This is a genomic window from Roseibium sp. QJM3NY_11 (assembly GCF_056173175.1).
The window spans coordinates 1,328,302-1,341,883 of record NZ_CM149660.1; the positions used below are offsets into that span (position 1 = coordinate 1,328,302).

Consider the following 13,582-nt stretch of genomic DNA (forward strand, 5'->3'; position numbering starts at 1 on the left):
GGGCCGTCCGGTTCATGCGCTGTCGTCGCGCTCCGGCCTCTCCGCATTGTTTGCCCGGGCAAGCTGTTCCGCCCAGGTTCCGGAGACACGGGAGAGCGGCAGCAAGGCCTGGTAGACCTCGCGCCCCAGGTCCGTCACCTGATAGCCGCCAGGGCCCTGGCAAACGAACTCCGCGCTTTTCAATTCTTTCAGCCGGGCGTTCAGGACGGCTGGAGAAATTGTCTCGCAGGCGTCCTGGAGCGCGCGGAATGTAAACGGACCCCTTTCGGCGAGCGTCCACAGCACGCCCATGGCCCAGCGGCGGCCGAGCAGGTCGAACATCGCCATGATCGGACTGCCGCTGCGCGATCCGCGCACCGCTGTTCCGGGGACGGGAATGCCTGCCACTGCGTCTCCTGTTGCTATGTTTTTCATAGCTTGCTATTGAAGTCATAGCAATCCTGATTGTCCACAGACCCTAGGAGGGCGCAAGGGTGAGTGCAAAGGAATTCGGGCTCTGGACGTCGCTCACACTCCTGTGGGGGTGTTCCTATCTGGCCATCAACGTCGCCCTGCGGGGCTTCGAGCCCTTGCCGCTGGTCACGGGGCGCATGATCATCGGCGCGCTTCTGCTGCTGGCCGTTGTCTTCGTGAAGGACGGCGGGCTCCGGCTGGGAGCGGCCGGTTGGGGGATCGCAGCCGTTGTCGGGCTGACCGGCAATGTCTTTCCCTTCCTTCTGATCAGCTATGCCGAGCAGGAGGTCACGTCGGGTCTGGCCGCGCTGATCATGGGAATCGCACCGATTGTCACGGTGGCGGTGGCGCCGTTGATCCATGCGCAGGAGACGCTGGGACCCTTGAAGGTGGCCGGCGCGGCGGCCGGTTTCGCCGGCGTGGGCATGCTGGTCGGACCGGAAGCGGCTCAGGGCTTCTCAGGCAGCCTTCAGGCACAGCTCGCGCTTGTGCTGGCCGCCCTGTGCTATGCCTTCACCACGCTGTTTTCGCGCAGATACGCCTATCCCCGGCCTCTCCAGATCGCGGCGGCGTCTGTTCTCGTCGGAGCGATTGCCGTGTCGTGCCTGCTTGCGGGCGGATCAGGGGAAAGCGGCCTCGGAGACCTGACCACCGCGCCGGTCGTTGCGATGATCTATCTGGGTGTCGGCTCGACAGGTCTTGCCGCCATCATCTATTTCTACCTTGTGCCGCGTATCGGCGCGGGCCGCATGCAGCAGGTGAATTATGTCGTTCCGGTTCTGGGCACGCTGCTCGGCATCGCGTTCCTGGGAGAGAAACCGGGCTGGAACACCTGGATCGCGATCCCGACGATCCTTCTCGGCGTCTATCTTGTCACGCGTAATTCCGGAGGAAAGCCCGCTCGAAATCTCGGGCGAAAGCCAAGTGGTTGCTCCGGTTGAACTCGTGCCGGGGCATGGTTCCGGGAAACCCGGCAGCGGCTCACTGCCGGAGAAAACCGGTGGCCCGGTCACGGACGGCCCTTGCCGAAGTCAGGTCCAGGACCTCCGCCGCCAGGTCGCGGCACGCCGGCAAAGACAGGCCCCGCAGTGTCAGCTTGAATTCGGCGATGTCGGCAGGTGTCATGCTGAATTCGTCCAGTCCGAGGCCGACAAGGATGGGGGCGGCCACCGGATCGCCGGCCATGGCGCCGCACATGCCTGTCCAGATGCCTGCCGCGCGGGCGGCTTTGATCGCACGGGCAATCATGCGCAGCACGGCGGGATTGAAGGGATCGAAGAGATCCTGAACCTTCCGGTTGGCGCGATCCGAAGCCATGACGTATTGGGTCAGATCGTTGGTGCCGATACTGAAGAAATCGACATGCGGGGCAAGGACATCGGCCATTTCGGCCGCCGCCGGAACCTCGATCATGAGCCCGATTTCAAGATCCTCGTCAAAGGCAAGGCCGCGCGCGCGGAGTTGGTCCATGACACGGCGAACGTGCGTCTTCGCCGCCAGCACCTCGTCGAGCGTGCTGACGAGGGGAAACATGATCCGCACCGGGCCAAACGCGCTGGCACGCAGGATCGCGGCAAGCTGGGGATCGAAGAACTCCGGAACGCCCAGGCTGTAGCGCAGACCGCGCCAGCCGAGATTGGGATTGGCCTCCTGAGGCCGGTCCAGGTAGGCAACCGGCTTGTCGCCGCCGATATCGGCGGTTCGCACGGTCAGGGGGCGGCCGTCGAGACCGTCGACGATGGTCCGGTAGACCTCAAACTGTTCGTCTTCCGTCGGTGCCGTGTCGCGGGTCATGAACAGGAATTCGGTGCGCAGCAGGCCGATTTCCCGGGCGCCGCTGCCGGCAACGGCATCCAGTTCCTCCAGTGACGCCATGTTGGCGGCGGCCCGGACACGGTGGCCGTCCGATGTCTCGGCCGGAAGTGTTCTGACCGCCTCGGCCCGGGCACGGCGATCTGCCAGTGTCTTGCGGTCCTGTTCCATGGCCGCGACGGTCTCGGCGTCCGGTGCCGCGATGATCTTTCCCGCCGTGCCGTCCAGCAGCACCCGGGTGCCTTCCGCGACACCCGCGAGCGCCGGGCCAAGGGCGAAGACAACCGGAAAGTTGAGGGCTCCGGCGAGGATGGCCGCATGAGAGGTCTTGCCGCCGGCGCTTGAACAGATGCCCAGGACGTTGTCTTCATCGAGGGTGAGGATGTCCGAAGGACGCAGATCCTCAAAGGCCAGGATCGCGGGGCCGGACGGATGGTCGGCCGACGGGCCGCCGCCGGTCAGGAGGCTCAGGACCCGCTGGCCGACATCGATCACGTCTTCCGCCTTGGCCTTGAGCATGGGGTCCTCGAGGGACGCGTAGGTCCGGGCAAGGTCCGCGACGACATCCCGCCAGGCCGCCTGCGCGCAAATGCGGTCACCGGCTATGCGCGCTGCCACGGTGTCTATGATCTCGGGGTCCTGGAGATAGCTGACATGGGCATCGAAGATCTTGCGGTCATAGGCGCTGATCCGTGTGCCAGCGGATGCAAGGGAGTCCTCGATCTGCTTTTTTGCATCTGACAGGCTTGTCTTGAAACGGTCGATCTCGGCAGCGGGATCGGAGATCTCCACCTGCTCGACTTCCGGAAGATCGCGCCGGACATGATGCACCGGGCCGAGGGCATATCCGCCGGCGATCGGGATGCCGGCAAACGCGCCGGGGCCCGCAGGCGCGACGGGACGGGCCGGTCGGGAGGGCGTCGGGGGACTGGCCGGGGCGGTTCGTTGCACCGGCACCGGGGCGGCCGGCGCGGAACCTTCCTCGCCGAAATTCGAGGCAATCAGGTCCTCGATTGCGGCGAACACGGCGTCGGCCTCGGCAGGGTCCGCGGTCACGGCAATCCGCTCGCCCCCGGCGACCTCGGACAGCATGATGCCGTTGATGCCCTTGGCATTGACCGGCTGCCGGCCCTTGCTGAGATTGGCCAGACGGATGTCGCCGGTGAACCGGTTCATCGCGGTGACCAGAAGCGCGGCCGGCCGGGCATGCAGGCCGAGCTGATTGGAAATTGTGAACTCGCGGGTGACACCGTCGCTTTCGGCGGTCCCGGCGGTCTCTGGCTGGTCTTCGCCCGGTGCCTTTTGCAGCACTGCCTGGCGGGCTTCCCGCAGGACGGTCTCAAGGGAGCTGCCCGCGCCGATCTGGACCGCGGCGGCCAGAACACCCTCGACAAGTGGGGCGTCGCAGAACCGGACCTTTTCCTGTTCGTCAGGCTCAAGCAGGTCGATGGCCATCTCGGCATTCAGGCGCGCCGACCCGATGTCGGCGAAAACCAGGACGCCGTCATCCGACAGGACCTCGCGGATGGCCTCCAGTACCCGGATGCCATCGGTGCCAAGCGGCTGTTCGGGATCGTCGAGGCCGCCGGCCGCGGCGATCGGCACCGGCTGCCCGCTCATGGCGTCGGCGAGGTCCTTCAGGCCCTCGGCCAGTTTGCCGCTATGGGAAACGATAACCAGTCCGATCACTTCGCCGCCTCATCAACAGCGTCGGAAAGGGCCTGAAGGATCAGGTAGCTCGAGGTCGCGCCCGGGTCCTGGTGGCCGATGCTGCGTTCGCCGAGATAGCTTGCACGCCCGCGCTGGGCCAGCATCGGAATGGTGGCCTCCATGCCCTGTTTGGCCGCCTCCGCCGCAGCCTTGAGGGCGTCCGCGATGTTGTCGGTCTTGGCGATTTCCGCCTTGAACGCTTCCGAAGCGGGAACAAGTGCGTCGAGCATCGTTTTCATGCCGGCCTCCGAACGGCCGCGCTTCATGACGCCGGCGACCGCGTCATCGAAGAATTGCGCCAGGTCGTCTCCGGTCAGGCAAGTCTTGCCAACCAGAGGTTTGGCGCCATCGAGAAACATGGTGCCGTAGAGCGGTCCGGCGGCGCCGCCGACCTTGGAGATCAGGCTCATCGCCACCGATTTGAGCAGGGCGCCGATATCATCGCCTGCGGGCAGTTTTTCGACCACGGCCTTGAAACCGCGATCCATGTTGTTGCCGTGGTCGGAATCTCCGATCGGCCCATCGAGCTCGGTGAGGTGCGCGCGGTTGTCCGCGAGCACGCCTGCCGATTTTTCGATCCATGCCCGCACCATCGGACCGGTCACTGTTCCGGCCTCGTCAAGCGGATCCGTCATGATCAAACTCCCCACCGAAGCGCCGGCGTTTTCACCGGGGCATCATAAAGACGCAGGATTTCCTCATCCGTTTTCACAAGCGTGATGGAGACGCCGGCCATCTCGAGCGAGGTGATGTAGTTGCCCACCAGATTGCGGACGATCTTCACGCCGCGCTGTGCCGTCAGTTCGGCCAGCCTGGCGTAGACGGTATAGAGCTCCGACAGGGGCGTGCCGCCCATTCCGTTGACGATGGCGATGACCTCGTCGCCCTTTTGCAGCGTGATGTCGGTCACTTCGACATCGACCCAGTCGCCTTTTTCCGGATCCCATTCACTCAACGAGCGCTTGTAGGCCTCGTCATCCAGAATATGGTCCGTCAGTATCCCGGCGACTTCATCCGCACTCCTAATCTTGTCGCGCATGATGCCCGGCTCGCCGTGAATGCCGACGCCGATCTCCATCTCGTCCTCCGGCAGGTCGAAGCTTGGCGTTCCGTTCTGCGGCGTGGTGCAGGACGTCAACGCCATGCCCATGCTCTTGCCGTGGATATTGACCTTCTTGCAGAGCGCGGCCAGCCGGTCGAGATCATAACCTTCGCGGGCGGCCGCTCCGCAGACCTTTTCGGCGATCACCGTTGTGCCGAGACCGCGGCGGCCAGCCGTGTAAAGGGAATCCTTGAGCGCCACATCGTCGTCGATGATGACATTGCGCACCTCTATTCCCTCATCGCGCAGCATGTCTGCCGCCATCTGAAAGTTCAGGACATCGCCGGTGTAGTTCTTGACGATCTGCAAGATGCCCTTGCCGCCGTTCACGGCCTTGCCCGCCTCGAACATCTGGTCGGGGGTCGGCGAGGTGAACACCTGGCCGGGGCAGGCCGCGTCCAGCATGCCCACGCCGACATATCCGCCGTGCAGCGGTTCATGTCCGGATCCGCCGCCGGACATGATGGCGACACGGTCCTGCACGCCGCCGGCCACACGCACGTAGTTCGGGTCGAAATTCACGTCGATGTCGTCATGGGCGAGCCCGAAGCCCCTGAGCTGTTCGACGGTGACGTCCTCGGCATTGTTGATCAGCTTTTTCATGGCCTCTTCTCCCATTCGGGTGTTTCCGTATCGTAGGTCTGGAAGACCGCGCGGTAGTAGCCGCGATAGAAGGCTCCGCCGACCAGACCGCCCGCAACAGATGCAACGGCAGGGATCCACCAGCCGCCCCGGGGACCGGGAATGGCCATCTCGCCCCAGCCGAAGATGAACGAGATGAAACGCGGACCGAGATCTCTTGCCGGGTTCATGGCGGTCATGGAGATCGGCGCCTCATAGGCAACCAGCGCCGCAACCAGCAGGCCGATGAAGAACGGGGCCAGATTGGCTGACGGCGCGGAAGTGTTGTGCTGGTCGGTCAGGAACAGCACGCCGAACACGAGGATCGATGTGGTGAAGGCCTCGGAGAGGAACCATTTCGTCAGGGAGACCTGGGTGAAGGCTTCTTGGGTTGTGCCGAAGAAGGCGGGGTTCGGCGCATAGGTGCCGAAACCCATGGCGCTCAACTGGCTGCCCGGAGCACCGCGAACCAGGCCGGCGCCGAGTTCATAGTTCTCGATGATGCCGGAATAAAAGCCGTAGATGGCTGCGGAAGCGAGCATGGCGCCAATGAACTGCGCGACGATGTAAGGCGCAACCTTGGCCCATGGAAAGCCGGTGAAGACGGCCAGGGCGAGCGTGACCGCCGGATTGATGTGGCCGCCGGAGACCTTGCCAGAGGCATAGACGCCGAGCGCCACGCCAAGCGCGAACATCATCGATACCGGCCAAAGACTGAGGCCACCGGTCCACACGGACACCGCGACAGATCCCACGCCGAAGAGAACGAGAATGAACGTTCCTATGCCCTCGGCAACCATTTCAGGAATGATACCCTTGCTCATTGCTTCCTGCTCCCATTGACTATGAAATTCGTGTTCTGGGGCCGAATGTTTCAGCCGGGAGCAGCCGCTTCTGATGGAAGCAATGCTGCTCGCAGAAACAGTAACAGGTAGGCCGGGCAGCGAGTTGATCCCGATCAACACTGTAAAAATTTCTTAGTTTTGGGGGCGGTGGGCCCTGCGGTCCCTGGCGCGGCCGCCGGCGGCGGGTGCCTGATCAGGGATGAGACTGCCACCTGACCGGTCAGCAACGGGTCATGCCATGGCAGGGCGGCGAAGGATGGGCATCAGGTGGGCAGGGGGGCGGCGGCGACCCGCGTCAGCGTTCCGTCAGTTTCAGCTCGATGCGCCGGTTCTTGGCCAGCACCTCGGGCGTCTCGCCGTCTTCCAGAGGCTGGAATTCGCCGAAGCCGGCGGCGACGAGGCGCTTGGGGTCGACACCCTTTTCGATCAGGTAGCGGACAACGGAAATGGCACGGGCTGCCGACAGTTCCCAGTTGTTGCGCAGGCGGCCGGTGCCGGAAAGGGGCCGGGCATCGGTGTGGCCATCGACCCGGAGCACCCAGTTGATCTCGTCCGGGATCTGGGCGCTGAGTTCCTGGATCGCGGCGGCGAGCTTGTCGAGTTCCTGCTCGCCGTCCGGATTGATGTCCTCCTGGCCGCTGTCGAACAGCACCTCGGACTGGAACACGAAGCGGTCGCCGACCACGGAAATGTCGGAGCGCTGGGACAGGATCTCGCGCAGCCGGCCGAAGAAGTCGGACCGGTAGCGCGACAGTTCCTGGACCCGTTGCACCAGGGCCGCGTTGAGGCGCTTGCCCAGGCTGGCGATCTTGGACTGGCTGTCGGCTTCCTTGGCTTCCGAGGCTTCGAGGGCGGCATTGGCGGCGGCGATCTGACGGCGCAGGGCGGCGATCTGCTGGTTGAGCAGTTCGACCTGCGCCAGTGCTTCCTGGCTGATCTGGCGTTCGTCGTCGAGCAGATTGTCCAGTCGGGTCGCGCGCCCGCCCGCGGCATCGGCCGCTCCGGCACTGTTTTCCAGCAGGCCGAGCAGGCGGGTCTGTTCGGACTGGGCATCGCTGAGGCTTGCCTGAAGGCCGAGAATGGTGTCTTCCAGCTCGCCGGAATTGGCGCGCTCGAGCGCCAGCAACTCGGTCAGTTCGCTGATCTGGATGTTGAGACGGTTGAGCACCGTGTCACGGCCGGAGAGCTGCTGGGACAGGAAAAACTGGGCGATCATGAAGATCGACAGCAGAAAGATGATGACGAGCAGCAGCGTCGCCATGGCATCGACAAAGCCGGGCCAGTAGTCGGTCGTCTGTCCCCGGCGTCGGGCGCGCAGTCCTCCAGCCATTCAAACCGCTCCCTGATCAGCCTGAGACACCGCGCCTACTCCTTGGCCCGGTCGAAGGCCGCCGAAATAAACGTCAGCAGGCTCTCGATCCGCTTCTGCTGTTCGCCCTGGGACTCGGCCCAGTCACGCATCATCTGCTGTTCGGAGCGCACATGCTTGACGAGGCCCTGGATGCCCTCGGCGAGATTGGCCATGGCCTGCGAGGCGTTCTTGCTGCCGCCTTCCTCGACGCTCTTTTGCAGCGAGCTCAGGGAGGCCCGGATCTGTTCGACACCGGAAGATTCCGACCCGCCGAGCAGGCCTTCTTCCGGATCGATGTCGGTGACCGTGGACAGCCAGTCCTCCAGTTCGTTGTAGAACCGGTTCTGGGCCTGACCCGCCTGCAGGTCGAGGAAGCCCAGGACCAGCGAGCCGGTCAGACCGAACAGCGAGGACGAGAACGCCGTGCCCATGCCCGAGAGCGGGGCTTCCAGCCCGGCTTTGAGATCCTCGAAGATCACGTTGGCATCGCCCGAGCCGACATCCAGCGACTGGATGGTGGCGCCGACCGAACTGACGGTCTGCAGCAGGCCCCAGAAGGTGCCGAGCAGGCCGAGGAACACCAGCAGGCCGGTCAGGTAGCGCGACATCTCGCGGCTTTCCTCAAGGCGCATGCCGATACTGTCGAGGATCGAGCGGGCGGTGGTCGGGGTCAGCGCCATGTCGCCGGCCTTGTTGCCGAGGAGGGCTGCCATCGGGGCCAGAAGAACGGGCGCGCGCGTGTCCAGCGCCGGATCGCCGATCCGGAAGGAATTGACCCAGGTGATTTCCGGAAACAGCCGGATCACCCGTCCGAACAGCAGCAGCACGCCGAAAACGCCGACCAGGACAATCAGCCCGTTGAGGCCCGGATTGCTCATGAAGGCGGTGGAGATCTGCGGAAACAGGATGAAGGCGATAAAGGCGACGATCACCAGGAAGATGATCATGAAGGTCAGATACGCCCTGGGGCTGGACAGGCTGTAGGGGTCGAATTCACGGGCCATATTGCGCAATCAGTCACCTGTTGAGGAGCTAACCGATTGATAGCGTGATTTTTAACGCCTTGGAAACCTCTTATCGGAGGGAAAGCGGGAATAAAGGTGGGAAAGGGGGAAGAGGAGCGTTTGCTGGGCGGGAACCGGGGGCCGTTACCGGACGGGCGGACTTCGGTCCCGTACGCGCTCAGGGGGCATTCACTTTGCACGGGCACGGATCTCCCGCCCATGGTTTGCATGTGGGTGCAAGCGGAAGGATCGGTGTATGCGGAGGCCGGGCAGCAATTCAGCGCTGCTCGCTTGGCAAATGTCCGAAGCGCTCCTTGTAGAAGCTGGAGAACCGGCCAAGATGGGAGAAGCCGCAGGAATAGGCCGCTTCGCTCACGCTGGGTGGATTCCGCCGCGCCGCCAGCAGGTAATGCGCCGTATCCAGCCGTGCATTGCGCAGGACCTGCATCGGGCTTTGGCCGTAAATGCGCTGGAAGCCCTTTTGAAGTGTGCGCACATTCATGCGCGCCGCCTTCGAGATGTCGGCCAGGGTGATGGGTTCTGCCAGATTGGCGTGAATATACTCAAGCGCGATCCGGATTTCCCGCAAGTTTGCCCGACGGTCCGAACGCGCGATGATGTGCGAGATGTTGCTTGGCTGAAGGGTCAGCAACGCGTGCGCCAGATCCTCCTCCGCCCTGAGGTCCCGTGCCGCCAGTTGACCCTGGAACAGGTCGCCGTTCTCAATGCCCTGGGCGCAGGCCATGACCAACCGCTTCAGCTGGCGTCCCGCTCCATTGGTCAGATCGACCTGCATTTCAAAGCGTATGGGGCCGGGCAGGGGCGCACCCGTTATCGACCGGGCAACCGCTTCCAGCTGGTTCTTGTCGACCTGGAGCAAAAGCTTGCTGCAGTCGCGCGTCCAATGCAGCAGCGCGCCCCGATCCGGGTTCAAAATGGTGCCCATCTGGGTGGTGGCCGTCATTTCTTCGCCCCGGTGCCGGATTTTCGCACATCCGGACAGCGGCACCTGAAACAGATAGAAAGAGCCCAGCTGTCCCGGATTGACCGTCACATCGGCTCCATAGTGCAGGTAGTTCGCGGAGATGCTCTGCCCGCGTACCGCATTGTGGCGGACGAAGAGATCGGACCGGCCGCCGACGAGCTCGAGCTTGTGATCACAGAGCTTTGCGGACGTGATGTGCCGTGCTTCATCCAGATCGCGGGTTCGAACCACCGGATTCTGCGCAAAATATTCTTTCGTTGGCAAAGCCTCGTGTGGGGCCATCGATTTCCCTGCAGGGCGGTTCAAGGTTGATCCAACTCGATTTAGTGCATGACTGCCAATTTGCTTCAAGCTTAAAATTTATACCGGAAGACGGGTTCGTTTTTCGGATAACTGATTGAGCTAAATCATTGCAGTGTAGTCCGGGCATCAAGTCCCGAACTGCAACAACAGGAACCCGGACAATGGAAAAAGGCGTCTTGAAGGCCGATGTCGGCATGAACGGTCTGACATGGAACGTCGTGGGGCAGACCTATGTCCCCAAGCTGCTGACGGAAGATGCGTTCGTCTGGCACGCGACCCTTCCCGAGGGCACGTTCGTGCCGCCGCATATCCACCCGACACAGGATGAGTGGATCTATCTCCTGGAAGGCGAACTGGAAATCGAATTTCCCGATGAGCATTGCAAGGCCGGGCCAGGCGACACGATCAGGATGCCGCGAGGCATCGCCCATGGCATCTTCAACCGTTCCGGCGCGACTGCGGCATGTATGTTCGGGGTGTCGCCGGCGCGTGAACTCTACAAGCTGTTCACCGAACTGGATGGCGTGAGCGACCCGCAGGAACTGGTGCGCCTTTCCGCATTGCGCGAAGTCAACTTCCTGCCGCCCCCGGATGCCGGCTGATCCCGGTCACTCTTTCAACACCGGCACCGGGCCTGAAATTGGCCCGGGTGCCTTGCGGTTGGTCAACCGTGCGAAACACAAGAACAAGGCCGCGCGCCCGGCAGGAAGGCCAGAATGAGTTTGTCACCTCTGTGCGATTGGGACGACGCCTTCGCGAACATGAAACATGTGAAAAATTCCGCAGAGTTGCCAGACTTCTGGGCCGCGCGCGCCGCCGGCTACAGGGCAGACCTGACGAGGAGCGGACACCGGCTGGACCTGGATATCGCCTACGGCAGTCATCCGCGGGAAAAGTTCGACATTGTCTGGCCGGACGGCACACCGAAGGGACTTGCGGTCTTCATACACGGCGGCTACTGGATGCGGCTGGAGAAAGCACACTGGACGGATTTCGCCGAAGGCGCGCGGGCGAAAGGCTGGGCCGTCTGCGTGCCCAGCTACACCCTGGCGCCGGAGGCGCGCATCCATGAGATCACCGCGCAGATCGGCCAGGCCATATCGACTGCGGCCGGACTGGTGGACGGCCCCATCCGCCTGTCCGGGCACTCCGCAGGCGGTCATCTGGCAACGCGCATGCTTTGCTCCGACAGCCCGCTGTCGGGCAGCGTTTCCGAGCGCATCGCCCATACCCTGTCAATCAGCGGTCTTCACGACCTGCGGCCGCTGATGCATACCGGGATGAACCGGACACTCAACCTGGATCTGGAGGAGGCCCGTGCTGAAAGTGCGGTTCTGGCGCAGCCGGCGGCAGCCGCGCCGCTGACCTGCTGGGTCGGGGGCGGTGAACGGCCCGAGTTCATCCGCCAGGCACGCCTCCTGAGCGACATGTGGACGGGACTGGACGTGCCTGTGCGTTGCGAAATTGACGGCAATCACAACCACTTCACGATTCTTGAAGGCCTCAAGCAACCGGGCTCGCCGATCACGACCGCCTTTGTCGGTCCTGTTCCGCAAGAGGGACCGTGACGGTAAGCTTGCGTGAGCGCTCGAATTTCAACCTGCAGCCGGTCGAGAGACGGAGGAAACAAAATGACAGCCATGGCTCCCGGGATCGTCAAGTCCCGTCACGGTCTCGATGAGATCAGCTGGAACATCCTGGGTCAGACTTATGTGCCCAAGCAGATGACCGAGGAGTGCTTTTCCTGGCATGCGACCCTGCCTCCGGGAACCTTCGTGCCGCCGCATATCCATCCGGACCAGGACGAATTTCTCTATATTCTGGAAGGCCGTTTCGACTTCCTTCTGGACGGGCAGGAAGCCATAGGTGAGCCTGGAGACCTGGTGAAACTGCCGCGCGGTATTCCGCATGGCATCTTCAACAAATCCGGGAACACGATAAAAACGCTGTTCTGGGTGACGCCGTCCGCCCAGCTCTATGACCTGTTCTGGGCGTTGCACAATCTGGGTCCCGAGGCAGACCCCGCCGAGATCGTGGCCGTCTCCGCGGCCCATGCCATCGACTTTCTGCCGCCCGAAGACGAGACGGCGCAATGACCGTGCTGATCGCGGGTGCCGGGATCGGCGGGCTGGCCACGGCCCTGATGCTGCACAAGCGCGGTATCAGGGTCCGGGTTGTGGAGCAGGCTCCGGAGGTTCGCGAAGTCGGGGTCGGCATCAACACGCTGCCTCATTCGATCGCCGAACTTGCCGAACTCGGCCTGCTGGAGCGGTTGGACGAGGTGGGGTTGCGGACCCGTGAACTGAGGTATCTGACCCGCATCGGTCAGGAGGTCTGGCGTGAGCCGCGCGGCCTTCATGCCGGGCACGAACACCCTCAGTTTTCCATTCATCGCGGCCGGCTGCAGAAGGTGTTGTTCGATGCAGCGGTCGAACGCATGGGGCCGGATGCCGTTCTGACGGGTCTGCGCCTGTCCGGCTTCATTCAGGATGAGGCCGGTGTCACGGCGCATTTCACCAATACGGTTGACGGGCTCAATTCGACAACGATACGCAGTGAAGTGCTGATCTGCGCGGATGGTATTCACAGCGTTGGCCGTCGCCAGTTCTATCCTGACGAGGGCGTGCCGAGCTGGGCCGGTGTCGTGATGTGGCGCGGCGCAGCGGAGTGGCCGGTCTGGGAGGATGGCGAGACGATGGCCATCGCCGGGGGCTTGAGCGGGAAACTGGTGCTCTATCCGATCGCGCCCGCAAGGGACGGACGGCAGTTGATGAACTGGGTGGTGAACGTGCGCATGGCCGACGCTTCGGTTTCGCCGCCACCGCCGGAAAGCTGGTCGAAACAGGCGTCTCTTGCCAAGGTGCTGCCTTACGCCAGGCGTTTCAACGTGCCCGGCATGGACCTTGAGGCGCTCGTACGCGCCAGCGGGCCGATTTACGAATACCCGATGGCCGACCGCGATCCCTTGCCGCGCTGGACCCATGGGCGGGTCACGCTGCTGGGAGACGCGGCGCACCCGATGTATCCGGTAGGCTCCAACGGCGCAGCGCAGGCCATTCTGGATGCACGCTGTCTGGCCGACGAACTGGCCGCCGCGGAACATCCGCGCGAAGCACTCTATCGGTACGAACGGGACCGCCTGCCCAAAACCGCAGAAGTCGTGCGCACCAACCGGATCGGCGGGCCCGAACGGGTGATCGACGAGGTCGAGAAGCTGAGCCCGCGCCGTTTTGAGAACGTGGACGACATTTTGGGATATGAAGACCGCAAGGCGATAGTAAAAGGCTACGCGAAGATGGCCGGTTTCGCCACGAAGGAAGACGCCTGAGGCATGACCGCTTAATGGTATAAGAACGCCCGTCCGGGATCAGGGGAAAACAAAAACAAGCCGGTCCC

13 protein-coding genes are annotated in these 13,582 nt (G+C 63.4%); 5 read left to right on the forward strand and 8 right to left on the reverse strand.

Annotation, left to right across the window (positions count from 1 at the left end):
- Nucleotides 1–12 precede the first annotated feature (12 nt).
- Nucleotides 13–387 carry a winged helix-turn-helix transcriptional regulator gene (locus AC0VX3_RS06070; RefSeq protein ID WP_475523953.1) on the reverse strand — a complete coding sequence of 125 codons (375 nt, stop codon included), beginning with the start codon at nucleotides 385–387 and terminating at the stop codon, nucleotides 13–15.
- An 86-nt stretch (nucleotides 388–473) separates the two neighbouring features.
- Here AC0VX3_RS06070 and AC0VX3_RS06075 point away from each other — a divergent pair, with 86 nt between their 5' ends.
- Entirely contained in the window at nucleotides 474–1,394 is a 921-nt protein-coding gene (locus tag AC0VX3_RS06075; protein ID WP_475523954.1) for a DMT family transporter, read from the forward strand.
- A gap of 40 nt (nucleotides 1,395–1,434) precedes the next feature.
- Here the strand turns inward: AC0VX3_RS06075 and ptsP are convergent, their stop codons facing one another.
- The 7 genes from ptsP to AC0VX3_RS06110 all read right to left on the reverse strand — a co-directional run bounded on the left by ptsP (nucleotide 1,435) and on the right by AC0VX3_RS06110 (nucleotide 10,114).
- Entirely contained in the window at nucleotides 1,435–3,954 is a 2,520-nt protein-coding gene (gene ptsP, locus AC0VX3_RS06080; protein ID WP_475523955.1) for a phosphoenolpyruvate--protein phosphotransferase, read from the reverse strand.
- Complete coding sequence (gene dhaL / locus AC0VX3_RS06085) at nucleotides 3,951–4,610, reverse strand: dihydroxyacetone kinase subunit DhaL (RefSeq protein WP_475523956.1); 660 nt, start codon at nucleotides 4,608–4,610, stop codon at nucleotides 3,951–3,953. The genes ptsP and dhaL overlap by 4 nt, the downstream gene beginning before the upstream one ends.
- 2 nt (nucleotides 4,611–4,612) lie before the next feature.
- Entirely contained in the window at nucleotides 4,613–5,680 is a 1,068-nt protein-coding gene (gene dhaK, locus AC0VX3_RS06090) for a dihydroxyacetone kinase subunit DhaK (RefSeq protein WP_475523957.1), read from the reverse strand.
- The gene (locus tag AC0VX3_RS06095; protein ID WP_475523958.1) at nucleotides 5,677–6,522 is read right to left on the reverse strand and encodes an MIP/aquaporin family protein; all 846 of its coding nucleotides are present in this window, start codon (nucleotides 6,520–6,522) and stop codon (nucleotides 5,677–5,679) included. Before AC0VX3_RS06095 ends, dhaK begins: the two co-directional genes overlap by 4 nt.
- A 316-nt stretch (nucleotides 6,523–6,838) precedes the next feature.
- Nucleotides 6,839–7,873, reverse strand: a complete 1,035-nt coding sequence (locus AC0VX3_RS06100; RefSeq protein WP_342893027.1) for a peptidoglycan -binding protein — start codon at nucleotides 7,871–7,873, stop codon at nucleotides 6,839–6,841.
- Nucleotides 7,874–7,908: 35 nt separating this feature from the next.
- Nucleotides 7,909–8,898 carry a flagellar motor protein MotA gene (locus AC0VX3_RS06105; protein WP_475525151.1) on the reverse strand — a complete coding sequence of 330 codons (990 nt, stop codon included), beginning with the start codon at nucleotides 8,896–8,898 and terminating at the stop codon, nucleotides 7,909–7,911.
- Nucleotides 8,899–9,175: 277 nt separating this feature from the next.
- Entirely contained in the window at nucleotides 9,176–10,114 is a 939-nt protein-coding gene (locus AC0VX3_RS06110; protein ID WP_475523959.1) for an AraC family transcriptional regulator, read from the reverse strand.
- A 233-nt stretch (nucleotides 10,115–10,347) separates the two neighbouring features.
- Here AC0VX3_RS06110 and AC0VX3_RS06115 point away from each other — a divergent pair, with 233 nt between their 5' ends.
- From AC0VX3_RS06115 to AC0VX3_RS06130, 4 genes are all read left to right on the forward strand, one after another.
- Nucleotides 10,348–10,788 carry a cupin domain-containing protein gene (locus AC0VX3_RS06115; RefSeq protein ID WP_475523960.1) on the forward strand — a complete coding sequence of 147 codons (441 nt, stop codon included), beginning with the start codon at nucleotides 10,348–10,350 and terminating at the stop codon, nucleotides 10,786–10,788.
- Nucleotides 10,789–10,902: 114 nt separating this feature from the next.
- The gene (locus AC0VX3_RS06120) at nucleotides 10,903–11,754 is read left to right on the forward strand and encodes an alpha/beta hydrolase (protein ID WP_475523961.1); all 852 of its coding nucleotides are present in this window, start codon (nucleotides 10,903–10,905) and stop codon (nucleotides 11,752–11,754) included.
- A gap of 63 nt (nucleotides 11,755–11,817) precedes the next feature.
- The gene (locus AC0VX3_RS06125; RefSeq protein WP_342893023.1) at nucleotides 11,818–12,282 is read left to right on the forward strand and encodes a cupin domain-containing protein; all 465 of its coding nucleotides are present in this window, start codon (nucleotides 11,818–11,820) and stop codon (nucleotides 12,280–12,282) included.
- The gene (locus AC0VX3_RS06130; RefSeq protein ID WP_475523962.1) at nucleotides 12,279–13,514 is read left to right on the forward strand and encodes a flavin-dependent oxidoreductase; all 1,236 of its coding nucleotides are present in this window, start codon (nucleotides 12,279–12,281) and stop codon (nucleotides 13,512–13,514) included. The genes AC0VX3_RS06125 and AC0VX3_RS06130 overlap by 4 nt, the downstream gene beginning before the upstream one ends.
- The last annotated feature ends 68 nt before the right edge of the window (nucleotides 13,515–13,582 follow it).